General features: G+C 72.5%; 26 protein-coding genes. 15 read left to right on the top strand and 11 right to left on the bottom strand.

From position 1 onward, the window contains the following. The 3 genes from CW362_RS36080 to CW362_RS36090 form a co-directional block, all read left to right on the top strand. The coding region (locus CW362_RS36080; protein ID WP_103553829.1) for a phosphoinositide-specific phospholipase C-related protein at positions 1 to 1,258 on the top strand (1,258 nt) is incomplete at its 5' end. 149 nt (positions 1,259 to 1,407) lie between these two features. Continuing rightward, positions 1,408 to 2,019 (top strand): hypothetical protein, encoded by a 612-nt coding sequence (locus CW362_RS36085; RefSeq protein ID WP_240658226.1) that lies wholly within the window; start codon positions 1,408 to 1,410, stop codon positions 2,017 to 2,019. Positions 2,020 to 2,028: 9 nt separating this feature from the next. After that, a complete protein-coding gene (locus tag CW362_RS36090) occupies positions 2,029 to 2,862 on the top strand; it encodes an MBL fold metallo-hydrolase (protein ID WP_240658228.1) in 834 nt (277 codons plus the stop codon). On the opposite strand, the gene CW362_RS36095 is transcribed toward CW362_RS36090, so the two are convergent. The 3 genes from CW362_RS36095 to CW362_RS36105 form a co-directional block, all read right to left on the bottom strand. Further along, positions 2,829 to 3,233, bottom strand: coding sequence for a hypothetical protein (locus CW362_RS36095; RefSeq protein WP_103553831.1), 405 nt, complete (start codon positions 3,231 to 3,233; stop codon positions 2,829 to 2,831). The genes CW362_RS36090 and CW362_RS36095 overlap by 34 nt on opposite strands. A 198-nt stretch (positions 3,234 to 3,431) precedes the next feature. Then, positions 3,432 to 4,136 (bottom strand): nucleotidyltransferase domain-containing protein, encoded by a 705-nt coding sequence (locus tag CW362_RS36100; RefSeq protein ID WP_103553832.1) that lies wholly within the window; start codon positions 4,134 to 4,136, stop codon positions 3,432 to 3,434. Positions 4,137 to 4,265: 129 nt separating this feature from the next. After that, complete coding sequence (locus CW362_RS36105; protein ID WP_103553833.1) at positions 4,266 to 4,979, bottom strand: phosphatase PAP2 family protein; 714 nt, start codon at positions 4,977 to 4,979, stop codon at positions 4,266 to 4,268. A gap of 444 nt (positions 4,980 to 5,423) precedes the next feature. On the opposite strand from CW362_RS36105, the gene CW362_RS36110 reads away from it, so the two are divergent. Together CW362_RS36110 and CW362_RS36115 are read left to right on the top strand one after the other, a co-directional pair. Then, positions 5,424 to 5,816, top strand: a complete 393-nt coding sequence (locus CW362_RS36110; protein WP_103553834.1) for a VOC family protein — start codon at positions 5,424 to 5,426, stop codon at positions 5,814 to 5,816. 79 nt (positions 5,817 to 5,895) lie between these two features. Further along, a complete protein-coding gene (locus CW362_RS36115; RefSeq protein WP_103553835.1) occupies positions 5,896 to 6,960 on the top strand; it encodes an adenosine deaminase in 1,065 nt (354 codons plus the stop codon). 25 nt (positions 6,961 to 6,985) lie between these two features. On the opposite strand, the gene CW362_RS36120 is transcribed toward CW362_RS36115, so the two are convergent. Both CW362_RS36120 and CW362_RS36125 read right to left on the bottom strand, forming a co-directional pair. After that, positions 6,986 to 7,495 (bottom strand): mycothiol transferase, encoded by a 510-nt coding sequence (locus CW362_RS36120; RefSeq protein ID WP_103553836.1) that lies wholly within the window; start codon positions 7,493 to 7,495, stop codon positions 6,986 to 6,988. 103 nt (positions 7,496 to 7,598) lie between these two features. Beyond that, positions 7,599 to 8,495 carry a LysR family transcriptional regulator gene (locus CW362_RS36125; protein ID WP_103553837.1) on the bottom strand — a complete coding sequence of 299 codons (897 nt, stop codon included), beginning with the start codon at positions 8,493 to 8,495 and terminating at the stop codon, positions 7,599 to 7,601. Between the two features lie 149 nt (positions 8,496 to 8,644). Here CW362_RS36125 and mgrA point away from each other — a divergent pair, with 149 nt between their 5' ends. Beyond that, positions 8,645 to 9,637 (top strand): L-glyceraldehyde 3-phosphate reductase, encoded by a 993-nt coding sequence (gene mgrA, locus CW362_RS36130; RefSeq protein ID WP_103553838.1) that lies wholly within the window; start codon positions 8,645 to 8,647, stop codon positions 9,635 to 9,637. A 79-nt stretch (positions 9,638 to 9,716) separates the two neighbouring features. Here mgrA and CW362_RS36135 read toward each other — a convergent pair whose 3' ends face one another. Next, on the bottom strand, positions 9,717 to 10,094 hold the full coding sequence (locus CW362_RS36135; RefSeq protein ID WP_103553839.1) for a nuclear transport factor 2 family protein: 378 nt from the start codon (positions 10,092 to 10,094) through the stop codon (positions 9,717 to 9,719). A 355-nt stretch (positions 10,095 to 10,449) separates the two neighbouring features. Here CW362_RS36135 and CW362_RS36140 point away from each other — a divergent pair, with 355 nt between their 5' ends. The 4 genes from CW362_RS36140 to CW362_RS36155 all read left to right on the top strand — a co-directional run bounded on the left by CW362_RS36140 (position 10,450) and on the right by CW362_RS36155 (position 15,038). After that, positions 10,450 to 10,860 (top strand): hypothetical protein, encoded by a 411-nt coding sequence (locus tag CW362_RS36140; RefSeq protein ID WP_103553840.1) that lies wholly within the window; start codon positions 10,450 to 10,452, stop codon positions 10,858 to 10,860. A 67-nt stretch (positions 10,861 to 10,927) separates the two neighbouring features. Beyond that, positions 10,928 to 13,270 carry an ABC transporter ATP-binding protein/permease gene (locus CW362_RS36145; RefSeq protein ID WP_103553841.1) on the top strand — a complete coding sequence of 781 codons (2,343 nt, stop codon included), beginning with the start codon at positions 10,928 to 10,930 and terminating at the stop codon, positions 13,268 to 13,270. 6 nt (positions 13,271 to 13,276) lie between these two features. Continuing rightward, positions 13,277 to 14,005, top strand: coding sequence for a hypothetical protein (locus CW362_RS36150; RefSeq protein ID WP_240658229.1), 729 nt, complete (start codon positions 13,277 to 13,279; stop codon positions 14,003 to 14,005). A gap of 34 nt (positions 14,006 to 14,039) precedes the next feature. Further along, positions 14,040 to 15,038 carry a serine/threonine-protein kinase gene (locus tag CW362_RS36155; RefSeq protein ID WP_103553842.1) on the top strand — a complete coding sequence of 333 codons (999 nt, stop codon included), beginning with the start codon at positions 14,040 to 14,042 and terminating at the stop codon, positions 15,036 to 15,038. Positions 15,039 to 15,053: 15 nt separating this feature from the next. Here CW362_RS36155 and CW362_RS36160 read toward each other — a convergent pair whose 3' ends face one another. Next, a complete protein-coding gene (locus CW362_RS36160; RefSeq protein WP_103553843.1) occupies positions 15,054 to 16,349 on the bottom strand; it encodes a streptophobe family protein in 1,296 nt (431 codons plus the stop codon). A 162-nt stretch (positions 16,350 to 16,511) separates the two neighbouring features. Between CW362_RS36160 and CW362_RS36165 the strand changes: the two genes are divergently transcribed. Further along, positions 16,512 to 17,888 carry a DUF6777 domain-containing protein gene (locus CW362_RS36165; RefSeq protein WP_206301164.1) on the top strand — a complete coding sequence of 459 codons (1,377 nt, stop codon included), beginning with the start codon at positions 16,512 to 16,514 and terminating at the stop codon, positions 17,886 to 17,888. A gap of 116 nt (positions 17,889 to 18,004) precedes the next feature. Beyond that, positions 18,005 to 18,481 carry a helix-turn-helix domain-containing protein gene (locus tag CW362_RS36170; protein ID WP_103553844.1) on the top strand — a complete coding sequence of 159 codons (477 nt, stop codon included), beginning with the start codon at positions 18,005 to 18,007 and terminating at the stop codon, positions 18,479 to 18,481. 58 nt (positions 18,482 to 18,539) lie between these two features. On the opposite strand, the gene CW362_RS36175 is transcribed toward CW362_RS36170, so the two are convergent. Further along, positions 18,540 to 19,142: a ClpP family protease gene (locus CW362_RS36175; RefSeq protein ID WP_103553845.1), complete on the bottom strand. Its 603-nt coding sequence runs from the start codon at positions 19,140 to 19,142 to the stop codon at positions 18,540 to 18,542. 1 nt (position 19,143) lies between these two features. Continuing rightward, complete coding sequence (locus tag CW362_RS36180; RefSeq protein WP_103553846.1) at positions 19,144 to 19,797, bottom strand: ATP-dependent Clp protease proteolytic subunit; 654 nt, start codon at positions 19,795 to 19,797, stop codon at positions 19,144 to 19,146. A 243-nt stretch (positions 19,798 to 20,040) separates the two neighbouring features. Here CW362_RS36180 and CW362_RS36185 point away from each other — a divergent pair, with 243 nt between their 5' ends. Beyond that, complete coding sequence (locus tag CW362_RS36185) at positions 20,041 to 20,523, top strand: VOC family protein (protein ID WP_103553847.1); 483 nt, start codon at positions 20,041 to 20,043, stop codon at positions 20,521 to 20,523. Positions 20,524 to 20,662: 139 nt separating this feature from the next. Here the strand turns inward: CW362_RS36185 and CW362_RS36190 are convergent, their stop codons facing one another. Next, complete coding sequence (locus CW362_RS36190; protein WP_103553848.1) at positions 20,663 to 21,340, bottom strand: PP2C family protein-serine/threonine phosphatase; 678 nt, start codon at positions 21,338 to 21,340, stop codon at positions 20,663 to 20,665. 64 nt (positions 21,341 to 21,404) lie between these two features. Further along, positions 21,405 to 22,421, bottom strand: coding sequence for a zinc-binding alcohol dehydrogenase family protein (locus tag CW362_RS36195; RefSeq protein WP_103553852.1), 1,017 nt, complete (start codon positions 22,419 to 22,421; stop codon positions 21,405 to 21,407). Positions 22,422 to 22,561: 140 nt separating this feature from the next. Here CW362_RS36195 and CW362_RS36200 point away from each other — a divergent pair, with 140 nt between their 5' ends. Further along, positions 22,562 to 23,359, top strand: a complete 798-nt coding sequence (locus CW362_RS36200) for a VOC family protein (RefSeq protein WP_103553849.1) — start codon at positions 22,562 to 22,564, stop codon at positions 23,357 to 23,359. Between the two features lie 90 nt (positions 23,360 to 23,449). Next, positions 23,450 to 24,151 (top strand): ribonuclease H family protein (locus CW362_RS36205; protein WP_103553850.1); only part of this gene is annotated, 702 nt, incomplete at its 3' end.

Raw genomic sequence — 24,151 nt, forward strand, 5'->3', positions numbered from 1 at the left:
CGTCCAGAGCGCCACCACCGGACTGAACGCCGCCGACAGCGCGGGCGCGATCGTCCAGCACAACCCCAAGGGCAACGAGGACCACCAGCAGTGGACGCTGCGCCAGAACGGTTCCTCGTTCGTGCTCGAAAGCGCCGACACCGCGGGCAGTTGCCTGGGCCGCTCGGGCGACCAGGCCCGGACCGTGGCCTGCACGGGCACCGATGCCGCGTGGGAGGTGACGCCGAGCGGCAGCGACCAGTACACACTCAAAGTACCCGGAGCGAACCGGTACTTGACGGTCGCGGACAAGTCCCCGGGCTCCAACTACCCGGCACAGCTCTCGATCGGCTCGCCGGGCACCCTCGCCTCCTGGTACCTCACCCCGGTCGCGCCCGCGACCCGGCCGATGCCGTCCCAGGACCAACGCACCCTGGACCAGGTCACGTTCCTCACCGCACACAACGCCTACGCGAACGGCGTGGACGGCGGATTCGCCCCACCCTTCGTCAACCTGGTACCGAACCAGAAGCGCGGCATCAACCAGCAACTCGCCGACGGAGTCAGGGGGTTCATGCTGGACCTGCACCAGACGCCCGACGGGGCGATCCTCTGCCACAACAGCTGCACCCTCGTCAGCAAGCCGGTCGCGCTCTGGGTCGACCTCCAGCGCATGGTCGACTTCCTGAAACAGCACCCCGACCAGTTCGTCACCGTCTTCCTGGAGGACTACGTCGATCCCGGCGTGCTGCGCGCCGAACTCGCCCGCGTGAACGGCCTGTCCGACGTCCTCTACCGTCCCGACCGGACCGGCGTGCGCGAGAACGGCTGGCCCAGGCTCGCCGATCTGACCGCCGCCGGACACCGCCTGCTCATCTTCACCGACCACAGCCGCTCGTCCGACGAGTCCGCCGGACTGACCCGGGACAGCTTCGGAGTCATGTACCAGCGCGAGTGGACCGTCGAGAACTACTGGTCCATGGGCTCGGGCCTCGGCTCCTCCGACTGGTCCTGCTACAGCCGCTGGTACGGCGCGGACACGAACGTGCCGCTCACCCGCACCGAACCGGGCTTCCGCCCCCTCTTCGTCATGAACCACTTCCGTGACGTCGCCATCTCCGGGACCGCCGGCACGGACAACACCAAACTCGCCGACCGGGCCCGCCGCTTCTGCGAACCGGCCGCCCGCAAGAAGCCCAACTACCTCGCCGTCGACCGCTACGACCTGGGCGACCCCGCCTCCGCGGTGAACACCCTGAACACGTACGTGTACCCGTAGCCGGGACGGGCCCGCGAGCCCGTTCCGGCCGTTCCCCCTCGGGTGCGGCCGGGCGGGGCTCGCGGGCGTGCCGGGGACGCCCGGGGGCGCGTGTCAGTGCCGTACGACAGGATTCCCGTCCACAGACGTGGGAGGGGATCACCATGGGCATGGGTTACAAGACGTCCTGGCTGGCCGTGCCGGGTGCCGGCAGCGGGGAGGTCGCCGACGCGCTCGGACTGGTCGGACGGGTGGCGATGGACTGGGAGACGGGGACCAGGGCGGCGTACGAGCGGGGCGTCTTCGTGGCGTCCCCCGTGGACGGCTGGACCCTGGCGCACGGCCGGATCCACCTCGATCACGGGCGCGACGGGGACGGCCCCGCCATCCTGTCCTGGCTCGGGGCGCTCGGCGGGCGCTTCGGCGACCTCCAGTACTTCAGCACCGACCGCATCGGCGAGTACCACGCCTGGGCGAGAGTGGAGTCCGGCCGGGTCGTCCGGGCCTACTGCTACGACGGCTGCACCGGTGATGTGCCCATGCGGCTCGGCGAGCCCACCGGGATCGAACGCCGGCTCGGTGTCGGACAAAGGGGGCTGGAGGAGTGCCGGAAGGACTGGAGCGACGCCGAATGGGACGACTGGCACGCCGGCATGCCGGACGAGCAGCACGTCATGGCCATCGCCCGGGACTGGGGAATCTGCCCCCTCGGCGTCCCGGAGGGGGCACCCGTGGACGACGGCGTCCACGGGTTTCCGCCAGGTGTGGATCACGTGTCCTAGGATCCCGGGATGAGCGACGAGCCTCTTCACCTCACGGTCCTGGGCTGTGCGACGCCCTATCCGAGCGTGGACAATCCGTGCTCCGGCTATCTGGTGTCGAGCCGGGACACCCGTGTCTGGGTGGACGCCGGGAGCGGGACGCTCGGCCCGCTCCAGCGTCATGCGCGGCTGGACGAACTCGACGCGATCTGGATCTCGCACCTGCACGCCGATCACTGCGCGGACCTGCTCACCGCGTACTACGGCGCGCTGTACTCGGACATCCGCCTCGCGGCGCCGATCCCCCTCTACGGTCCGCCCGGAATCGCCGACCGGCTGGCCGGCTTCCTCACCAACACCCCGGCTCGCAGCCCGATCGAATCCGCCTTCGCGGTCACCGAGCTGTACGACGGACACCAGGCGGCCGTCGGCTCGCTACGGCTGACCAGCAGGGCGGTGTCGCACGGCATTCCGGCCTTCGCCGTGCGCATCGAGACGGCGGGCGGGTCGCTGGTGTACTCCGGGGACACGGCACCGTGCCCGAGCCTCACGGAACTGGCCGAGGGGTGCGACGTCCTGCTGTGCGAGGCCGAGAGCACACAGGCACCGGTGGAGGGCGAACAGGTGCACCACACGCCCGAGGACGCCGGTGACACGGCCCGCGCGGCCGGGGCGGGCCGGCTGATCGTCACGCACGTCGGCCGCTTCCTCACACCGCGGCAAGCGGTGGCGCGCGCCGCGACCCGGTTCGACGGCCCCGTCGACCACGCCGCTCCCGGTACCACCTTCTCGACAGCGCATGACGGTGGTGGCCGGACGGGTGCGGGTGATCACCAGGTGAACCAGCCGGGAGTGGCCGAGTAGACCCGCGCCGGGTAGTCGCAGCCGTTCTCGTGGAAACCCTGGGCCGCGATGTCCGCTGCCCGCTGTTCACCGACGGCGTCCACGGTGTCGGCCGCCACGACGCAGGCGAGCGCGGCCACCATGCAGGCGGCCGGAAACAGGGGGCTGGAGCGCGGGGCGTCCTTCATGACGGCCGTCACCGCGCCGACCACGGCCGCCACGAAGGCCCCTCCGGCCAGTGCGAGGGCCACGACCGTGAGGTGGTCGACAGCGGACGAGGCGTGGCACAACACGTACTGGCGGCCCGACCGCGAGCCCTGCACCCGTTCGAGAAGAGCGGTCGCCCCCAGCGCGGAACCCAGTGCGAAGACGTGCCACGGTCGCACGGTCACGCGATGCTCAGCCGTCATACCGTTCACAGCCCCCGGCAACTGCCGCCGTCACAGTGTGCCGCACCCTACAGAGCGGTTGACGTACGACTGCGGCCGGGAGGTTTCACGGGACCTCGAACGCGAGGCTCGATCCCGGCCTCCGCACGCGCGGGCGCGGCATCCACGGGCGTCCGGGCCGATGGCGGCCGCCGCCCGGTCTCATCCGCGGCGGTACCCGGCCCACCGGGGTCCGCCGGCCGATTCCAGCACCTCGTTCACCACTTCTGCGAAGTGGTCTGTCCCGTCGGCCGCGGGGGACATCGCCGCGGCCGCGCCCGCTGTCAGACGACCGTGCAGTTCGGGTTCGGCCGCGGCGAGTCGCCGGGAGAGCCATTTGCCGCCGCCGAGCCAGTGCCCGCCCGTCAGCAGGGCCAGTTCCGAGGCGCGCTGCAGCAGGTCGGCCACGATGTACGTCCGCTCCAGCGGATCGGTACAGCCACGGAGATCGTCCAGGGTGTCGGTGAGCGCGTACCGCCGGTCCTCCAGTTCCGCCGCTGACGCGGGAGGAGGCCCGGCCGCCAGCCGTTCCCGGGATTCTGCCTGTAGGGCGGCTCCGAGCCCGTCCGCGTCGGTCAGCAGTATGCCTTCCGCGCACATGGCCAGCAGCGGAGATCTGCGGGCCGATGTCTCCCGCTCGGCGAAGAGGCGCCAGTCGGCCTCGGTCTGGACGAACAGTTCCACCGGCCGGCCTTCGTGGATCAGGCTCTCCCGGAAGGGAGCGGGCGGCCCGGCCAGCAGCACCACGATGTCCAGGTCGGAGGTGGGCGTACGGCGGTGCGTCAGTACGCTGCCGGCCAGGAAGGCGGCCCGGGCCTCGGGGAATCGGTTCCGCACCAGTTCCCCGGCGGTCTTCACATGATCCATCGTGACAGTGTGACGCCACCGGTGATCACAGGACAGGGGGTGTTTGTCCGCTGTCGGCGGTGCCGGTCCGTCCGTCAGCCCCACGCCGTCCTCGAGACGGTCACGGAGCGGAGCGAGGGGAACGTCGCGCTATGCGAGAGGTGAGCCGGGGCGCTCCTCCGTCGTGGGGCTCGGGCCGGGACGGGGCGCGGTCAGCGAGGAGCGGACCCGGGGGAAGAACCGCGTGAGGACGTACAGCAGCAGGCTCAGCCAGCAGACGGCGAACAGCCAGCCGCCCACGACGTCGGAGAACCAGTGGACGCCCAGATAGACGCGGGACAGGCCGACGAGCACGGCCCAGCCGCCGATGAGCAGGACGAGGGTTCTCCTGGACTGCGGGGCGCGGGCGAGCACCGCGAGGATCAGCACTCCGGCGGCGACGGCGGAGGTGGTGGTGTGACCGGACGGGAACGACCAGCCCGAGGCACGGGTGGCCCAATCCGTCACGGGGGGCCGGGGGCGGGCGATCAGCGACATCACGGCGAACCGGACGGTCTGCGCGACGGCCAGGACGCACACGCAGACGGTGACGGCGCGCACCCGCTGCCGTGCCGTCCGTCCGAGGAGGAGGCCGGCCACGACGACCAGCGCGTACGGGACGACTCCCGTGCCGGTGTACGTGATGCCGCGCGCCAGGGCGAGCGCCTCCTCCGGGCGGTGCGCCGACGACCAGGAGGCGAGCTCCGAGTCGACGGGCAGGGGAGCGCCTTCGTGACGGGTCACCACCAGCGCCAGCAGCACGAAGGCGACCAGGCTTCCCGCCGCGGCCGACGCGGCGACGGCGCCGGTGTTCGCGCGCCTCATGGTCGCGCCGGGGCGGCGACGGCCTCGCGCGCGAGCGTGACGTCCGGAGCGGCGGACATGGATGTGGCCCCTTTCCACGGCGGGCGCGCACGCGGCGGCACACCTCGTCCGCGCCTGTCTCGCCCGCCAGTTCCGTCTACATAAATGTAGACGATCGGCGGCCGGGATCGTTCCCGGATCGCTCCGGGAGGTCCGGCGTCCTGTCAGCCTGTAGGGCTCGGTGCCGCGCCGCCCGGCGGGGACCGGCGCCACGCCCGCCCCGCGGGCCTCGGTGCCGCGCCGCCCGGGAGAGGTCCGGTGTCGCGCCGCCCGGCGGGAGACCCGCGGCGCGCCGTCCCGCCGCCCGGCGGAGAGTGCGGCCCCGGCGGCCCCCGGTAAGAGCCCCCTGGCGCCCGGCAGGGAATGCCGTACCCTACGTGTTACGTATAACCCTGGAGAGGCCCGATGAGACGCATCGCCCTGGTCACCCTCGTCGTCGACGACTACGACGAGGCCGTCCGCCACTACACCGAAGCCCTCGGCTTCCGCCTCGTCGAGGACACCCCGAGGCCCGACGGGTCCCGCTGGGTCGTGGTCGAGCCGGGCACGGAGGCCGGCGGGACCGGACTGCTGCTGGCCCGGGCCAAGGACGAGGCGCAGCGCGGCCGGATCGGCGACCAGACCGGCGGACGTGTCGGCTTCTTCCTCCACACCGACGACTTCGCCCGCGACCACGCCCGGATGCGCGCCGCGGGCGTCACCTTCCTGGAGGAGCCGCGCCACGAGCCGTACGGCTCGGTCGCCGTCTTCCAGGACCTGTACGGCAACCGCTGGGACCTGCTCCAGCCCGCGGGCTGACCCGGTCCCCCGCACCCTCCGTACCGTCCCGCCCTCCCGCACCCTCCCGCTCCGAACGACCTGCCGAGGAACACCGCACATGACCGCGCCCCGCATCGACACCGACACCGTCCGCCGCCTGCCCAAGGCGGTCCTGCACGACCACCTCGACGGCGGTCTCCGCCCGGCCACCCTGGTCGAGCTCGCGGAGGCCGTCGGCCACACCCTGCCCACCACGGACCCGGCGGAACTGGCCGCCTGGTACTACGAGGCCGCCAACTCCGGCGACCTGGTGCGCTACATAGCCACCTTCGAGCACACCCTCGCCGTGATGCAGTCCCGCGAGGGCCTGCTGCGCACGGCCGAGGAGTACGTCCTCGACCTCGCCGAGGACGGTGTCGTCTACGGCGAGGTGCGGTACGCGCCCGAGCTCATGGTCAACGGCGGGCTGGCCCTGCCCGAGGTCGTCGAGGCCGTGCAGGAGGGCCTCGCCGCCGGCATGGCCAAGGCGGCCGCCGCGGGCACCCCGGTGCGCGTCGGCACCCTGCTGTGCGGCATGCGGATGTTCGACCGGACCCGGGAGACCGCCGACCTCGCGGTGGCGTTCCGGGACGCCGGAGTCGTCGGCTTCGACATCGCGGGCGCCGAGGACGGCTTCCCGCCCGCCGACCACCTGGACGCCTTCGAGCACCTGCGCCGCGAGAACGTCCCCTTCACCATCCACGCCGGCGAGGCCCACGGCCTGCCCAGCATCCACCAGGCCCTCCAGGTCTGCGGCGCCCAGCGCATCGGCCACGGCGTCCGCATCACCGAGGACATCGTGGACGGCAAGCTCGGCCGCCTCGCGGGCTGGGTGCGCGACCGCCGCATCGCCCTGGAGATGTGCCCGACCTCCAACCTCCAGACCGGCGCGGCGACGTCCATCGCCGAGCACCCCATCACCGCCCTGCGCGACCTGGGCTTCCGCGTCACCCTGAACACGGACAACAGGCTGGTCTCGGGGACGACGATGACCCGGGAGATGTCGTTGCTCGTCGAGGAGGCGGGCTGGGGCGTCGAGGACCTGAGGACCGTCACGGTGAACGCGGTCAAGAGCGCGTTCATCCCCTTCGACGAGCGCAAGGCCCTCATCGAGGACGTCGTGCTCCCCGGCTACGACATCTGAGTCCCGCCACGGCCTCCGGAACCGGCTACGCCGTCCGGACCAGCCCGCGTACGTAGGCGGCCTGTCCGACGTGCTGGAGATCGTCGGACAGGACGCTGACCAGGCGCACGCCCAGGGTGACCGGCGGGTCCCAGCGCTCGTCCACGACCCGCTCGAAGTCGTGGGCGGCCAGCCCGCCGACGTAACCGATGGTCCGCTCGTGGACGGCGTCGTAGTAGCCGAGCAGCAGGTCGCCCGACTCCACCCGGACCCGGGCGACCTGCGCGGACGTGTGGCCGTACCCGGTGTCGCCCCGAGGCAGGTCGAGCGCGAAGCGCTTCGCCCAGTCCTCGGTGAGCCACACCTGTTCCGTCCCGGCCGCGTCGGCGACGTGGTCGTCCTGGACCCGGGTGAGGTGCCAGACCAGCCAGGAGACCGAGTTCGCCGTCTCGGCGGGGCGGGCGTTGAGAGCCTCCGGCGCGAGGCCGCCGACGGCCGCATGGACTTCTTCCCGGATGCGGCCGAAACCGTCGATGAGGATGTCCTTCGCAAGCATGGGACCACCATCGCGCATCGCGTCCGTCCCTGCGCCCGGAACCGCGTGTCCCGGACGGCGCCGGGTGCGCCGGTCGCCCGCCGTGACCGTGCGCCCGGGTGGGTCAGGCGGCGTCCTCCCGGGAGGCGTCGAGCAGTGCCATCAGGGCACGCGCGGCCGGACTCGTGGACTCCGCCGGCGGCAGCATCGCGACCGTCTCGTACGACCCCTCCGAGACGCCCTTGAAGGGCAGCGCGGTCAGATCGCGGGCTTCCGGCTTGTGACCGAAGTGGCGTGGTACGACGGCGATCCCGAGGCCCTCGTGGACGAGTTCCAGGAGGCTGTGGACGTCGTTGACCTCCAGGGCCACCGTCCGCCGCACACCCGCCGCCGCGAACGCCGCGTCGGTGGTGCGCCGCGGACCCCAGTCGGGGTGGAAGTCGACGAAGGCCTCGTCGCCCAGTTCCCCGGGCGTGACCACGGCGGCCGTCGCGAGAGCGTGCTCCGGGTGGCAGAGCACGGTCATCGGCTCACTGGCCAGCGGGACCGACCGCAGGTGCTCGGAGTCGGCGCGGGTCCGCACGGCGAAGGCCAGGTCGAGACGGCCCGCGGCGACCTCCTCGGCCAGCGCCTCGGAGCCCGCCTGGCGCAGCCGGATCTCCACGTCCGGATGCCGCCGCCGGAACGCGGCGAGCAGCGTGGCGCAGTGCACGCCGGCGATGCACTGTTCGGTACCGAGGGAAAGGGTGCCGCGCAGCACCCCCTGCACGGCGGCCACGGCGTCGTGCGCCGAACGCACCTGGGCGAGTATCCGCTCCGCCTCGACGAGCAGGGCGCGACCCGCCTCCGTGAGCGTGACCCGGCGGGTCGTGCGGACGAAGAGCGGAGCCTGGAGCTCCCGCTCCAGCGCGCGGATCGAGGACGAGAGGCCCGACTGCGACACCATCAGCCGCTCCGCCGCCCGGGTGAAGTGCCGGTCCTCGGCGACGGCGACGAAGTGCTGGAGATGACGCAGTTCCATAGGGAGCAAGGGTAGGCGCCGCAGGACGGGCGTCCGGACCGATTGAGAAGCGGGACCGCTCAATGCCATCCGATCCTCCCGTTGGACCGCTGCCCGCGGGGCGCGCGAGAGTGGAGGCAGCCTGTTCCCCGGCCCCTCAGGAGTACGCGTTGTACACCCCGCACCCCGACCGTTACGCGGACATGCCCTACCGGCGCACCGGACGCAGCGGCCTGAAGCTCCCCGCGCTGTCGCTCGGCCTGTGGCACAACTTCGGCCCCGACCGGCCCGTGGACGTCCAGCGCGCGATCCTGCGCCGGGCCTTCGACCTCGGCGTCACCCACTTCGACCTGGCGAACAACTACGGTCCGCCGCCCGGTGCCGCCGAGTCCGCCCTCGGCGACGCCCTGAAGGCGGACTTCGCGCACCACCGCGACGAGCTGATCGTCTCGACCAAGGCCGGCTACCTGATGTGGCCGGGACCGTACGGCGAATGGGGCTCGCGCAAGTACCTGCTGTCCTCGCTCGACCAGAGCCTGGGCCGGATGGGCCTGGACCACGTCGACATCTTCTACTCGCACCGTCCCGACCCGGAGACTCCCCTGGAGGAGACGATGGGCGCCCTGCACTCGGCGGTCCAGCAGGGCAAGGCGCTGTACGTCGGCGTCTCGAACTACTCGGCGGAGCAGACCCGCGAGGCCGCCCGGATCCTGGCCGAGCTGGGCACCCCGCTGCTCATCCACCAGCCGCGCTACTCCATGCTCGACCGCCGTCCCGAGGACGAGGGCCTGCTGGACGCGCTCGACGAGCTCCAGGTGGGTTCCATCGCGTACTCGCCGCTGGAGCAGGGCCTGCTCACCGGCCGCTACCTGAACGGCATCCCGGAGGACTCGCGGGCCGCGAGCGACAGCCCGTTCCTGAGCGCGGACACGGTCACCGAGGACCTCGTGGGCCGGCTGCGGACCCTCGACGACATCGCCAAGTCCCGAGGCCAGTCGCTGGCCCAGCTCGCGCTGGCCTGGGTGCTGCGCGGCGGCCGGGTCACCTCCGCCCTGGTCGGCGCCAGCAGCCCGCGGCAGCTGGAGGACAGCGTCGCGGCCATCGACAACCTGGACTTCACCGAGGACGAACTCGCCCGGATCGACGCGGTGGTCAAGGAGTAGTACCCGCGGCGCCCGGCGCGCCCGGGCCCGTGCCGAGTTCCCCGGCGCGTCACCCGTGCGCGCCGGGGAACCCGGTGGCTCAGGCCGGGACGCGGTCCAGGAACCCGTGCACGCTCCGGATCCGGCCCTCGCCGTCCAGGACGATCACGTCGAATCCCGCGACGGGCGCCGAGCCGTCCGCCTCGTCGACCAGTTCCCAGCCGAAGCGGGCGGTGTCGTGGTGGCCGTCGACCGGACCCAGCGGACGGAAGACGAAGCCGGGGAACTGCTCGTGCACGGACGTGATCACGGCCGCGATCCCCTCGTGCCCGCGGACGTCGGCGAGCGGGTCGGTGTACGTGCCGTCCGTGCTCCAGGCGGCGGCCACCGCCTTCGCCAGGGTGTCCCGCCCGCCCGCGTTCCAGGCCTCGAAGTAACGGGTGACGGCGGTCTCGTAGCGGTCGGTGTTCGCGGACATGGTGAACCAGCCTCCATCGAGGAACGTATCCATGGTCAAGGTCCGTGTCCCGAGCCGGTGTTGTGCTCCAGGACGCGATACGACCACCTTGGCGGGCGCCGCGCGGAGCGTCGATTACCTCGCGGGTCATGCCGCGGCACGGAGCCTTTTCGCCGCCGGTTCCGTTTCGGCCAAACGCGGCAATGAATATGCCAAGAGACTGGCTGGATTCACATGGTGACAGTGTGTCAGTAGTGACGATACTCAATCAGTAGGGCAATTCAACCAAGCCCGTGCAATTGCACGGAGCGACGCCCAAGAGCCGCAGGGAAAGAGAGGCCGGACCGGCGACGAGCGACGCCAATGGGGGAAGATCGTGCACGACGAATTCCTGTGCCATGTCACCGCGTACGGCATGTGCGGCGGTCAGCGAGTCGGCGTACCCCTGGGCACCTATCGCGCGCCGACCCTCGCGCTGGCCCTGTGGTGGATGCGGGACCGCGCGGCCTGGATGGCCGAACGGCTCGATCCGCAGCCCGAGGACCCCGCCTTCCCGCCCAACTCGATCGCGCCGGTGGGCGACGGCGTCCCCGACGTCCCGACGATGCTGCGCGCCTGGTGCGGTGACGCGGAGCAACAGGAACTGGTGGCCGAGGAATTGGCCGCGGGCAAGCTCGTCCGCGTCTCCACCAGCGACGACACCACCGAATACGAACTGCTCGCGGAATCGGTGGACGCGCTGCGCATGCACCGTACCGCCGCGGTCCTCGGGATCTCCGCGGCCTGACCGGCCGCGTGCCCCGGCCGCCCGTGCTGCTCAGGCGCGCATGTGGGCGAATCGTTAGAATTCTGGCATGGCAGAGAGGCCGGTCGCGGCGACTGCACCCGAGCTCGTCCTCGAAACCGAGACGGGCTCGACGGTGATGAGTCCGAACCACGACTACCACGTCGGGCGCGATCCGCTGTGCGACGTCGTGATCGACGACGTCCGGGTCTCGTGGCACCACGCGGTGCTGCGGCCGCAGGCCGATCACTGGACGCTCGAGGACGAGAACAGCACGAACGGCACGTACGCCGACGGCCGGCGCGTCCACGAATGGGGCGTCGGACCCGGCAGCGTGATCCGCTTCGGGAGTCCCGCCGACGGCCCGCGCGCCGTCCTCGTCCGCCGCCCGCCACCCGCCGGGGAGCGCCCCTCGGCCGTCTCCGCGCCGGCCGCCACCGGCACCTTCCGGCAGCCGACCACCGTACGGCCGCTGCCCTCCCGCACCGTCCGCATCGGCCGCGGCACCGACAACGACCTCGTCGTCGACGACCTGATCGTCTCCCGGAACCACGCCGAACTGCTGGCCCGGCCCGACGGGACGTACGAGATCGTCGACCTCGGCAGCCACAACGGCACGTTCCTCAACGGTCAGCCCGTCGAGCGCGCCCTGGTCACACCCGGTGACATCGTCGGCATCGGACACTCCGCGTTCTGTCTCGTCGGCGACCAGCTGCAGGAGTACGTCGACAGCGGCGAGGTCTCCCTCGACGTGCAGGACCTCGTCGTCGAGGTGGACCGGGGGCGCAAGACGCTGCTGGACGGGGTGTCCTTTCCCGTCGGCGAGAAATGTCTGCTCGCCGTCGTCGGCCCCAGCGGCGCGGGCAAGTCCACGCTCCTGAACGCCCTCACCGGACAGCGGCCCGCCGACCACGGCACGGTCCTCTACGACGGCCGTGACCTCTACCGCGACTACGCCGAGCTGCGCCAGCGCATCGGCCTCGTCCCGCAGGACGACATCCTGCACGCCCAGCTGACCGTCCGCCGAGCGCTCACCTACGCCGCCGAACTGCGCTTCCCGCAGGACACCGCCAAGGCGGAGCGCCGGGCGCGGGTGGACGAGGTGATCGGCGAACTGGGCCTGGAGCAGCGCGCCGACCAGCCCATCCACAGCCTGTCGGGCGGACAGCGCAAGCGCGTCAGCGTGGCCCTGGAACTGCTCACCAAACCGTCCCTGCTCTTCCTCGACGAACCGACCTCGGGTCTGGACCCGGGCATGGACCGCTCGGTGATGCACATGCTGCGCGGCCTCGCCGACGACGGCCGCACCGTCATCGTGGTCACCCACAGCGTGCTCAGCCTGGACGTCTGCGACCGGCTCCTGGTCCTCGCGCCCGGCGGCAAGGTCGCCTACTACGGGCCGCCCGACGACACCCTGCCCTTCTTCGGCTACCGGCAGTGGCCCGAGGCCTTCGAGGCATTCGAGCGCGACAAGGACCGGGACTGGGCGGGGGAGTACCGGGATTCGCCGTTCCGCCGTCAGTACATCGACAAGTCGACCTTGCAGCCGCGGATGCCCGACACGGCCACCGGAGCGCTCGTCGGGCCGCCCCCGAAGGCCCAGAGCTGGGGCTCCCAGCTGCGTACCCTGGTCCGCCGCTACGCGGCCGCGCTCGGGGCCGACCGGACCTTCCTCGCCATCATGATCGCCCTGCCGTTCGTGATGGGCGTGATGGCGCGGGCGCTGGCGGGCGGCAAGCTGACCCGGGAGACGGCGATGAACGCGCTGCTCATCCTGTGCGTCGGCGGCGTGCTGACCGGCGCGGCCAACGCCGTGCGCGAACTCGTCAAGGAACGGACGATCTACCAGCGGGAACGGGCGGTCGGCCTGTCCAGATCGGCGTACCTGATGTCCAAGGTCGTCGTGCTGGGGACCGTCACCGTGCTCCAGGCCGTCGTGCTCACCCTCGTCGCCCTGTTCGGCGTCGACCTCAACGCCCCCGGCGGCGAGGGCGTGCTGATGCCACCGCTGCTGGAGATCACCCTGGCCGTGGCCCTGCTCGCCTTCACCGCGATGATGCTCGGCCTCCTCGTGTCCGCCGTGGTGCGCAAGGAGGAGGTGACGATGCCGCTGCTGGTGCTGCTGGCCATCGTCCAGGTGGTGTTCTGCGGCGCCCTGCTGAAGCTGCACGGAGTACCCGGCCTCGAGCAGCTGTCCTGGCTCGTGCCCTCCCGCTGGGCCCTGGGCGCGATGGCCGGGACCATCGGCCTCGCCAGGATCGTTCCCGGCGACCTGACCGGTGACCCGTTGTTCCGGCACTCCACCGGCGCGTGGCTGATCAACATGGGCATGCTCGTCGTGCTCTCCGTCGTCTTCGGCTGGCTGGTCACCCGGCTGCTGCGGCGGCACGAGCCCGCGGTCATGCGGAAGTAGCCGCCGATGACGAGCCCAGGCTTCCGCCCGACGCACGTCGTTCCGCAGGACGGGCTGCCCGCCTGGGAGTCTCCGGACCCGTCCCGGCCCACCGTGCCCCTGGACGCGCTCCTGCCGGTCGAGCTCGTGGACCGGCTCGGTGACTGGGGGCGGGTCGTCTGCGCGAACGGCTGGTCGGCCTGGGTCGACGGCCGTCTGCTGGTCGCCGTACCGCAGGTGCCGCCGGCGGCGACCCGCCCGCTCGCCCGCACGGCCGATCCGCGCCCGCTGCTGGCCCGCGTCGAGCAGGCACTCACCGAATACCGGCGGGCGGTGGAGGAACTGGCGTCCGGGCGGCTGGAGGCCGAGGGCTTCCGGGCCCGGACGCAGGGCAGCCGGATCGGCGTGGTCGTCGACGGTGAGTCGCTGTGGCTGTACGACGGCGAGCACGAGCGGTGGGTGTACTGCGACGGAACACGGCTGAGCACCTTCGCGGCCGAGCACACCCCCTCGGCCACGCGCCGCGAGACGCCGCACGGGCCCGGGGAGCAGGACCCGTCGCGCGCCGGGACGGTCCCCGAGCGGGACCGGCCGCGGGAACCGGGCAGCGCGCACGGGCACCCGACGGATCCGACCCGGATCGTGAGGGAGTCCGCGCCCGGCGGACCCCCCGACGGACACGAGCCCACCCGTCTGGTCACCTTCGACCGCGACGACCTGGGCGAGTTCGACCGCGACCACCGGGGCGAGGAGTGATGCACGGAGCGGGGCACGAGCGAGGTGACGGCTGATGGACGAGACGTCCGGGCAGGGCACCAGCCCGTTCTCGGGGCGGCCCTCCGAACTGATCGGACGGCAGATCGCGGGGTACCGGATCGAGCGGGAGATCGGGCGCGGCGGGATGGCCGTCGTCTACCAGGCCAAGGACCTGCGGCTGGACCGCACGGTCGCCCTCAAGCTCCTCGCCCCGGAACTCGCCCGCAACGACACCTTCCGCGGCCGCTTCACGCACGAGTCACGGGTGGCCGCCGCGATCGACCACCCGCACATCGTGCCCGTCTTCGAGGCGGGCGAGACGGACGGTGTCCTCTACATCGCCATGCGCTACGTCGCCGGGCGCGACCTGCGCCACCTCCTCGACCGCGAGGGCCCGCTGACGGTCACCGTGGCCGCCCGGATCGGCATCCAGGTCGCCTCCGCGCTCGACGCCGCCCACGACCACGGACTGGTGCACCGGGACGTGAAACCCGGGAACATCCTGGTCGCCGAGGGAACCGACAGCGACCACCCCGAACACGTCTATCTCACGGACTTCGGGCTGACCAAGAAGTCCCTGTCGCTGACCGGGTTCACGAGTGTCGGTCAGTTCGTCGGCACCCTCGACTACGTGGCGCCGGAGCAGATCTCCGGCAAGCCGGTCGACGGCCGCTGCGACGTCTACAGCCTCGCCTGTGTCATCTACGAGACGATGGCCGGCCGGCCCCCCTTCCGGCGCGACGACGACATGGCGCTGCTGTGGGCCCACCAGTACGACCAGCCGCCGGCCCTGAGCACCGTGCGCCCCGGCGTCCCGGACGGGGTCGACGCCGTCCTCGCGAAGGCGCTCTCCAAGAGCCCCGACGACCGGTACGACTCGTGTCTCGCCTTCGTCAGCGCGCTGCGGATCGCCGCCCGCGGCGCGGTGACCGGGGGCGGCCCCGGGCCGGGCACGGAGACCGGGACCCTGCCGGGCGGCCCGGGGCCCGTGCCGGAACCGCCGGTCTGGGCCCGGTCGGTGTTCCGCCGGTGAAGGGCCCCTCGTACGTCAGCCGGCCGATTCGACCCCGCCTCTGCGGCGGACGCCCTTGGCCAGGAGGGCGCCCAGGAAACCGGTGACCAGCCCCCACAGCACGGCGAGGCCGAGGGCGCCCCACACCTGGGGCTTCAGGAAGAGCTCCCCCTTCAGGCCTCCGCCGATGTCGCCGAGACCGAGGATCGACAGGCCGTAGTGTGCCGAGATCCGGCCGAGCAGACAGATCATGAGGACCGTCAGCGCCAGGGCGACCGCCATGTGGACGGCGTGCTGCCAGGCCCGCGTCCGGGCCGGTGAACGGGCCGCCATCAGGAACGCCGCCCCGAGCAGCAGTACGGCGTCGACGGCCACCAGCCACCAGATCCTGCCGTCGTGGTCCGCGAGAGAGCCGAGGTTGAGCTCGGACACGTCCGGAGTGCGCAGCACCTCGTCGAGCACGTGCGGCATCGGCAGTCCGAAGGGCCCGTCCACACGACCGTTCCAGGTGGCGCCCAGCCCGACGGTGAACGCGAGCCAGACGACATTGGGAAGACCGAGGAGCATCACGGCGAACGTCTCGGCCGGATGGCCGCGGGTCGCCGCCACCACCAGGCCGATGACCACGCCGAGGCCGACGCAGGCGAGCAGCAGGACCACCATGGCGTACGCGGCCGGCCGCACCGATTCCTGGAAGCGCAGCAGCCGGGCGGGGAGCGGCGCGCCGCGCGAGACCAGCAGCGCGATCACGAACACCCCCGCGAGCCACAGCACCCCGAAGAAGAGGGTCGGTGCCACGGCGGCCTTGAAACCCACCTCGGGCGTTGCGCCGAACAGGTCGCCGATGGCGCCGATGGTGCCGTTCCCGAGGTCGACGGTGAAGTTCTGACGGGCCGCGAGCGCCAGCCCGATCAGGACGAGCAGCCACAGGACGCCGAGCCGTCCGGCCCAGCCCGCCAGTTCCGTGGCCCCGGCGACGGCCCGGTGCCGCAGCGGCCGCAGGAATCCCGCCCCGAGCACCAGCGCTCCGGTCAGGGTCACCGACAGCGGGACCACCGTGAGGCCCGCCTTCGTCTCGGCGATGGCCCCCGCGTCGCCGGTGAACTCGACGGTGCCGCCGACCGCCGTGACGAGGGTGGCCGCGACCACCCGTGGATAGGCGTTGTCGGGGAGGTCGGTGGCGCCGGACGCCCACAGGCCGAGCGCGGCGACCACCCCCATGAGGACCAGACCGGCCAGTACGGCCGCGAGAGCCTGGAGCCAGCCGTGACGGGCGGCCGGACGCGCACCGCTGGTGCCGGCCGGCTGGGCGGACGGTGTCTGGGGACTCACGCTGCCACGCTAAGCAGCGGTGACACCGTCCGCCCCTCGGGAGGGCCGACCGCGTCGGCTTGCGGGCACCGGCGGACCGGTGGACACAATAGGTGTGTTGCGGAATGAAGCCGCACAAAGCACATAAGTGCCGCAGCATCCCTCCGCCGGGAAGAAGAGCTCGTGAGCGTCGAACCGCCGTCCTCCGGCCGCCCCACCGGACCGCCCTCGGGCCCGCTGTCGGGTCCGTCGCAGCCGAGCCCGACCCAGCCCGTCGGCATCCCGTCCGCCGGACCCTCCGGCGGCGCGTCCGGCGCGGGAGGCGGAGCCGGTGGCGGGGGAGGCGGAGGGACGGGCGGCGGTGGCGCGGGTGGTCCCGCGGGACCCGGCGGTGGAGCCGAGGGGCCGGGGCGGCCGGGCCGGGGACCCGAGCAGCCCTGGTGGCGGTCGGCGTCGCGGGTCGCGCTGATCACCGGAGTCGTGGCGGCGGCGGTGATCCTGGGACTGATCTTCACCACCAACAACGGCGGCGGGGTCAAGAACACCGGCAGTGAGGTCTTCTTGCAGTCCGCGAACGAGACGGGGCCCGACCCGTTCACCGAGTCGACCGCCAACGACACGTCCACCGCGCCGCAGACCCCCGCGACGCCGGCCGCGACGGCGCCCGCCAACACCACCCTCGCCGTGAGCGGCAACGCGCCCGGCCTCTACGGCGGCACCCGCAACGTGTCCAGCTGCGACGTGGAGAAGCAGATCAGCGCGCTCAAGGCGGACCCGGCGAAGAACAGGGCCTTCGCCTCGGTCGAGGGCATCCAGCCGAACGAGGTTCCCGCGTACCTGCGCTCCCTGACCCCCGTACAGCTGCGCATGGACACGCGCGTCACCAACCACGGCTACCGCAACGGCGGCCCCACCAGCTACCAGGCGGTCCTCCAGACCGGCACCGCCGTCCTCGTGGACTCCCGCGGTGTGCCCAGGGTGCGCTGCGCGTGCGGCAACCCGTTGCTCACGCCGGTCCCGCAGCAGGGCACCCCCAGGACGACGGGTGACTCGTGGCCCGGGTACGACTCGAAGCGCGTCGTCGCCGTGGCGCCCTCGAGGACGACCATCGACGTGTTCGTCATCTACGACCCCAAGCACGACGAGTGGGTCGCCCGGCACCGGGGCGACGACGTGCACCACGACAAGGAGACGCGCCCACCGGCGCACCCCTCGCCCTCGGTCAGTGTCTCGGGCTCCGCCTCACCGTGCGGTCCGAAGCCGGCCTCCGGGAGCCCGTGCCCCTCGACGTCGACCTCACCGTCGTCCGAGAGCTCGTCCCCGTCGTCGTCCTCCTCCAAGCCGTCCTCCTCCGAGTCGTCCTCGTCCAAGCCGTCTTCCTCCGAGTCGTCCTCGTCCAAGCCGTCCTCCTCCAAGCCGTCCTCGGTGAAACCGGAGTCCCCCTCCAGCGAGCCGCCGTCGTCCGAGCCGCCGCCGTCCGTGTCGGAGGCGCCCCCGGCGTCCGGTTCCTCCTCCTCCGAGGGTGTTTCCCCGGTCTCCCCGGTCTCCCCGGCCCAGTGAGGAACCGCCACCGCGCCGGACGAACGGTCCGGCGCGGCCCGCGGTGTCCTCATCGCTTCACCGAGAGCGGAACGCCGGTCCCTTCCCCCGCGGCCGGGCGCTCCTAGGCTGGAGGGGTGAGCGACCACGTGACGGACGAAGCCCGTGTCATCCCGCTGCGCCCCGCCGCGCCGGAGCCTTCCCGGACGCCGTCGGCGGCCGGTGCCCCGGCCCGCGCCCCACGGCCACCGGTGCTCGTCCCGCGCGGGGGACCCGCGGCCCCGGCTCCCGCCGCCAAGGAGCCGTTGTGGCGCGACCTGGTCGGCGACGTCCTGCGCCGCGAGCGACTGGCCCAGGAACGCACGCTCAAGGACGTGGCCGACGCGGCCCGGATCTCCATGCCCTACCTCTCCGAGGTGGAGCGCGGCCGCAAGGAGGCCTCCTCGGAGGTCCTCGCGGCGGCCGCGCGCGCCCTCGGCCTCGGCCTGACCGAGCTGCTGTCGCTGGCCCAGCGCGAGCTGACCCGGCACACCCGGGCCGAGTCCGTCCGGGGCCGCTCCGCGGCCGCCCCGTCCTCGGCCCCGCGCCGCGACGGCATGTGCCTCGCCGCCTGACACCGGCCCGCCCCGGTCCGCCCCGGCCGGACCCGGGCCGGGCCGGGGCGGGCCGGTGTCAGACCACGGCGAGCCGTCGGCTCAGGATCTCGTCCGCGAGCCCGTACTCCACCGCCTCCCGCGCCGTGAAGATCTTGTCGCGGTCCATGTCCGCGCGCAGCGTGGAGACGTCGTGGTGGGTGTGCCGGGACAGCACCTCCTCGACCTGCGAGCGGATCCGCAGCATCTCCTTGGCCTGGAGGCTGAGGTCCGACACCGTGCCCTGCCGGCCGCCGCTGGCCGGCTGGCCGAGCAGCACGCGCGCGTGCTCCAGGACGAAGCGCCGCCCGGGGTCGCCCCCGGCCAGCAGCACCGCCGCGGTCGAGGCGGCCTGCCCGACGCAGAACGTCGAGACCGGCGCCTGCACGAAGGTCATCGTGTCGTAGATGGCCATCAGCGAAGTGAACGAGCCGCCGGGCGAGTTGATGTAGATCGCGATCTCGCTCTCCGGGCTCGACGACTCCAGATGGAGGAGCTGCGCGATGACGACGTTGGCGACCCCGTCGTCGATCTCCGTGCCGAGGAAGATGATCCGCTCGGACAGCAGCCGGCTGAAGACGTCGTACGACCGCTCGCCCTGCGGGGTGCGCTCGACGACGTTCGGAATCGTGTACGTACCCATGTCAGAGTCCCGCCCGTCGCCGTGAGGCGGCCGGGCGGACGTCGGCGAGCGACTCCACGACCCGGTCCACCATGCCGTACTCCCTGGCCTGTTCCGCCGTGAACCAGCGGTCGCGGTCACCGTCCCTGGAGATCGTCTCCTCGCTCTGGCCGGTGTGTTCCGCGGTGATCCGTTCGATGGCCCGCTTGGTGAACTCGAGGTTCTGCGCCTGGATCTCGATGTCGGCGGTGGTGCCGCCGATGCCCGCGGACGGCTGGTGCATCATGATCCGTGCGTTCGGCAGGGCGAAACGCTTGCCGCGCGTCCCCACGCTGAGCAGGAACTGTCCCATGCTCGCGGCGAATCCCATCGCGAGCGTGGAGACGTCGTTGGGGATCAGCCGCATGGTGTCGTAGACGGCGAGCCCGGCCGTCACCGAACCGCCCGGGCTGTTGATGTACAGGCTGATGTCGGCGCGCGGGTCCTCGGCGGACAGCAGGAGCAGCTGGGCGCACACCCGGTTCGCGGAGACCTCGTCGACCTGGGTGCCCAGGAAGACGATCCGCTGGGCGAGCAACTGCGCGGCCAGATGGTCGTCGTAGCGGGTCACGGGGGTGTCGCCCTCCTCGGCCCGCGGTGCGTGGGCCGGGTACCGGCCGGTGATGAGGGGAGCCATGGTTCCTCCTGGTCGTGACGCGGCGGGGGTCGCCGCTGACCCCACTGTGGGTCCGGAGGGGGTGCCGGACCGGATTTCTCGGCCCGCGGCAGATTCGCTGTCGGCAGAGCCGGAAGGCGCCTTCCCGGCGAGCCGCGCGAGCCGGCCGGCGGGTCCGTGAGGTCGTGCGCGCGCGGCCGATGAGTTTTCGGACCAGGATCGGTCGACAGAGGTGACGACGCTTTCCCGACCGAGGAGGTCCGCATGCCCGCCGACGGTTTCACCACCTGTCTCTGGTTCGACGGCCAGGCCGAGGAGGCCGCCCACTACTACGTCTCGCTCTTCAAGCACTCCCGGCTCGGCCGGGTAGGCCGTTACACCGAGGCCGGACCCGGGACCCCCGGTTCCGTGCTGGCCGTCGAGTTCGTGGCCAACGGCCAGAAGTTCGTCGCGGTCAACGGAGGCCCGCAGTTCACGTTCGACGAGGCGGTCTCGTTCCAGGTCCACTGCTACGGCCAGGAAGAGGTGGACCACTACTGGAACAAGTTCGTCGAGGACGGTGGCGAGGCGGGTCCCTGCGGCTGGCTGAAGGACAAGTACGGACTGTCCTGGCAGATCGTCCCGGACGGGCTCATCGACCTGCTCGGCGACGCGGACACGGAGAAGGCCGCCCGTACGGCCCAGGCGATGTACAAGATGACCAAGCTGGACATGGCGGCCCTGGAGAGGGCGCACGCGGGGGAGTAGCCGACCTGCCGACACCTCGGCCGGACCGGGCTCCCCGACCCGCCCGGGGCGCGGTGCACGGGGCGCGGGGTACGGCGGAGGCGAGGGGCGCACGGGGCGTGACGGGTTGACGGCGACGGGCGGCGGGCGCCGGGGCGCCTCAGGCCGGGTGGTGGCGCGGATGGATCCGGGCCGCCGACACCGCCACGTCGTCCTCCGCGTGCCGGGCGTCGAACTCGACGAGCACCTCGTCGAGCAGGTCGTCGATCCCCGCACCCGGCGGGGGACGCAGCGCGGCCGGCCGCGCCGGCGACTCGTCGACGTCCTCGTCGCGGTGCTCGACGAGACCGTCGGTGAACATCACCAGGGTGTCGTCCGGGGAGAACCCGCGCACCACCTGCTGGCGGCCGCCCGCCCTCGTGCCCAGCGGCGGCCCCACCGGCAGCGGCAGCAGTTCGCCGGAGCCGGCACCGGCGAACACCACCGGGGGAAGACGTCCGGCACCCGCGATCACGGCGGTGCAGCGTGCCGGACCGACACGTACGAGCAGACAGGTGGCCGGGCGCCGGGTGCCGTCCTCGGCGACCGCCGTGTCCAACCGGCGCAGCACCCGGTGGGGCGGAAGACCGGTGGAGGCGACGTGGCGCGGCATCGAGCGGTACGCGTTCATGTCCACCGCGGCGTCCAGGCCGTGCCCCATCACGTCGCCCACGACCAGCAGGGTCCGCCCGAAGTGCGGCCGTACGGTCTCGAACCGGTCCCCGCCCACCAGGGAACCGCCGCCCGCCGGCAGACAACGGGTGGCGAGGCCGAGGTTCGGATGCGGCCGGCCTGCCATCGCACCTCCACCGCAGCACACACCTGGGTCCGTCCCCGCACGGGGGGGTGGTCCGCCCGCATGCTCAGCCCCGTGGCCGGCGGTCGTTCACCAGCACCGCGGCCCCGTCGAAGCGGCCCTCCTTGAGATCCCGCAGCGCCCGCGGCGCCTCCTCCATCGGATAGGCGTGCGTCGTGGCACGGATGCCGTGGCGGGCCGCGAGGGCCAGGAACTCCCTGCCGTCCTCACGCGTGTTGGCGGTGACGCTGCGCAGTTCCTTCTCCTGGAACAGGTCGCTCTCGTAGCGGAGCGGCGGCACGTCGCTCAGATGGATGCCGGCGACGGCCAGGACACCGCCCCGGTCCAGCGCCCGCAGGGCGACCGGGACCAGATCACCGGCCGGCGCGAAGAGGATCGCGCTGTCCAGCGGCTCGGGCGGCTCGTCGTACGCCCCGCCGGCGGACGCTGCACCCAGGTCGAGCGCCAGCCGTCGCGCGGCCGGATCGCGGGTCAGCACGTGCACGGTGGCCCCCTCGGCGAGCGCGAGCTGCGCGCAGAGGTGGGCGCTGCCGCCGAAGCCGTACAGACCGAGCCGCCCACCCGGCGGCAGCGCGGCCCTGCGCAGCGCCCGGTAGCCGATGATGCCCGCGCACAGCAGGGGAGCCAGGGCGATGTCGTCCATCCCCTCGGACAGCCGGTAGGCGAAGGCGGCCGGTACGGTCGTGTACTCCGCGTAGCCGCCGTCGGCGTCCCAGCCGGTGTACTCGGACGCCGGGCAGAGGTTCTCCGAGCCGCGCAGACAGTACTCGCAGGTGCCGTCCGTACGGCGCAGCCAGGCGACCCCCACCCGCTCGCCCGGGGCGAAGCCGCTCACCGCGCGGCCGGCCGCCGCCACCACGCCGACGGCCTCGTGGCCCGGGGTCACACGGGGGCAGTGCACGGGAAGGTCGCCCTCGGCGACGTGGAGGTCGGTGCGGCACACCCCGCAGGCGCGGACGTGCACCAGGAGTTCGTCGGGGCCGGGCACCGGCACCGGTCTCTCGACGAGGCGCAGCGGCTCCGCCTCGACCGGCCCGGGCCGGATCACTTCCCATGCCCGCATCATCTCGCGCCCCGTCCCGTCGGCGGTCAGGTCGGCCCGTCTCCAGTGTCGTGCAGGGTCCGCGCTTCGGCGCGCGGCCCGGGTGAAGGCTGGCTAGCGTGAACAGCGCAACCGTTCACCGGACAGGAGAAGATCGGGTCATGGCCGTACAGCCTGAAGGAACGCCCTGCTGGGCGGACGCGATGTTCAGCGATGTCGAAGGGGCCAAGAGCTTCTACGGGGACGTGCTCGGCTGGACGTTCGGCGAGTCGTCCTCCGAGTACGGGAACTACACACAGGCCTACTCGGGCGGCAAGGCGGTGGCCGCCGTCGTGCCGCCGATGCCGGGACAGGAGGGCCAGTCCGCCTGGTGCCTGTACTTCGCCTCGGCCGACGCCGCCGCGACCGCCGGGAAGATCAAGAGCCGGGGCGGCGAGGTGCTGATGGAGCCGATGCAGGTCGGGGAGTTCGGCACCATGGCGCTGGCCCGGGACCCCGGCGGGGCCGTCTTCGGCATCTGGCAGGCGGGCGCCCACGAGGGCTTCGAGGTGACCGGCGAGCCCGGCACGTACGCCTGGGCCGAGGTCTTCACCCGTGAGCCGGAGAAGTCCGACGCGTTCTTCCCGGCCGTCTTCCCCTTCACCGCCCGGCAGGTGCAGGACGACGCGGTCGACTTCCGCGTCTTCAGCATCGGCGACGACCCGGTCCTCGGCCGGATGAGGATGACGGACGACTTCCCGCCCGAGGTCCCGTCGTACGTCAACGTCTACTTCTCCGTCGAGGACTGCGACGAGGCGGTGGCCAGGGCGACCGCGCGGGGCGCGGTTCTGCGCTTCGGGCCGATGGAGAGCCCGTTCGGCAAGTTCGCCGCGCTGAGCGATCCGCAGGGCGCGGCGTTCTCCGTCATCGACATGAAGACGACCCAGGGTGAGATGCCGGAGATGACGGACGTGTCCTGACGGTAGTCCGTGGCCGCCACCCCGCCGGTGACCGGCGGGGTGGCTCCGTCGCGCACCGCTCGGCGTGCGGGGACCTCTTCGGGGCGTGGCATGATCGGGGTCATGCCTGAACGTGTTGTTGCCGCCTGTGACGGGGCTTCGAAGGGAAACCCGGGACCCGCCGGATGGGCCTGGGTCGTCGCCGACGGGGACGAGGCCCCGGACCGCTGGGAGGCGGGCCCGCTGGGCACGGCGACGAACAACGTCGCCGAACTGACCGCGCTGGAACGCCTGTTGACGGCCGTCGCCGCCGATGTGCCGCTGGAGATCCGGATGGACTCCCAGTACGCGATGAAGGCCGTCACGACCTGGCTGCCGGGCTGGAAGCGCAAGGGCTGGAAGACGGCCGCGGGGAAGCCCGTCGCCAACCAGGAACTCGTCGCGCGGATCGACGAACTCCTCACGGGCCGCTCGGTGGAGTTCCGTTACGTCCCCGCCCACCAGGTCGACGGCGACCGGCTGAACGACTTCGCCGACCGTGCCGCCAGCCAGGCCGCGGTGGTGCAGCAGCCCGCGGGCAGCGACCTCGGGTCCCCGGAACCGCCCGCCTCCCCCGACACCCCGGCCGCCTCGGGCGCCGCCCGCCGTCGTCCCGCGGCCAGGACCTCCCGGCCGGGAACGTCCGGCCGCACCCTCAAGGCCAAGTTCAACGGCCGTTGCGTGTGCGGCCGTTCCTACGCCGCGGGCGAGTCCATCGCCAAGAACGCCCAGGGCTGGGGTCACCCGGAGTGCCGGACCGAGGCGCAGGGCGGA

Source organism: Streptomyces populi (assembly GCF_002911015.1).
Classification (GTDB): domain Bacteria; phylum Actinomycetota; class Actinomycetes; order Streptomycetales; family Streptomycetaceae; genus Streptomyces; species Streptomyces populi.

Coding starts and splice junctions, on each gene's coding strand:
- CW362_RS36135 (WP_103553839.1), bottom strand. CDS start 10,094: ATGTCCGCGAACACCGACCGCTACGAGACCGCCGTCACCCGTTACTTC.
- CW362_RS36110 (WP_103553834.1), top strand. CDS start 5,424: ATGAGACGCATCGCCCTGGTCACCCTCGTCGTCGACGACTACGACGAG.
- CW362_RS36125 (WP_103553837.1), bottom strand. CDS start 8,495: ATGGAACTGCGTCATCTCCAGCACTTCGTCGCCGTCGCCGAGGACCGG.
- CW362_RS36145 (WP_103553841.1), top strand. CDS start 10,928: ATGGCAGAGAGGCCGGTCGCGGCGACTGCACCCGAGCTCGTCCTCGAA.
- CW362_RS36120 (WP_103553836.1), bottom strand. CDS start 7,495: ATGCTTGCGAAGGACATCCTCATCGACGGTTTCGGCCGCATCCGGGAA.
- CW362_RS36200 (WP_103553849.1), top strand. CDS start 22,562: ATGGCCGTACAGCCTGAAGGAACGCCCTGCTGGGCGGACGCGATGTTC.
- CW362_RS36175 (WP_103553845.1), bottom strand. CDS start 19,142: ATGGGTACGTACACGATTCCGAACGTCGTCGAGCGCACCCCGCAGGGC.
- CW362_RS36195 (WP_103553852.1), bottom strand. CDS start 22,421: ATGCGGGCATGGGAAGTGATCCGGCCCGGGCCGGTCGAGGCGGAGCCG.
- CW362_RS36150 (WP_240658229.1), top strand. CDS start 13,277: ATGACGAGCCCAGGCTTCCGCCCGACGCACGTCGTTCCGCAGGACGGG.
- CW362_RS36105 (WP_103553833.1), bottom strand. CDS start 4,979: ATGAGGCGCGCGAACACCGGCGCCGTCGCCGCGTCGGCCGCGGCGGGA.
- CW362_RS36115 (WP_103553835.1), top strand. CDS start 5,896: ATGACCGCGCCCCGCATCGACACCGACACCGTCCGCCGCCTGCCCAAG.
- CW362_RS36185 (WP_103553847.1), top strand. CDS start 20,041: ATGCCCGCCGACGGTTTCACCACCTGTCTCTGGTTCGACGGCCAGGCC.
- CW362_RS36155 (WP_103553842.1), top strand. CDS start 14,040: ATGGACGAGACGTCCGGGCAGGGCACCAGCCCGTTCTCGGGGCGGCCC.
- CW362_RS36100 (WP_103553832.1), bottom strand. CDS start 4,136: ATGGATCATGTGAAGACCGCCGGGGAACTGGTGCGGAACCGATTCCCC.
- CW362_RS36180 (WP_103553846.1), bottom strand. CDS start 19,797: ATGGCTCCCCTCATCACCGGCCGGTACCCGGCCCACGCACCGCGGGCC.
- CW362_RS36190 (WP_103553848.1), bottom strand. CDS start 21,340: ATGGCAGGCCGGCCGCATCCGAACCTCGGCCTCGCCACCCGTTGTCTG.
- CW362_RS36085 (WP_240658226.1), top strand. CDS start 1,408: ATGGGTTACAAGACGTCCTGGCTGGCCGTGCCGGGTGCCGGCAGCGGG.
- CW362_RS36090 (WP_240658228.1), top strand. CDS start 2,029: ATGAGCGACGAGCCTCTTCACCTCACGGTCCTGGGCTGTGCGACGCCC.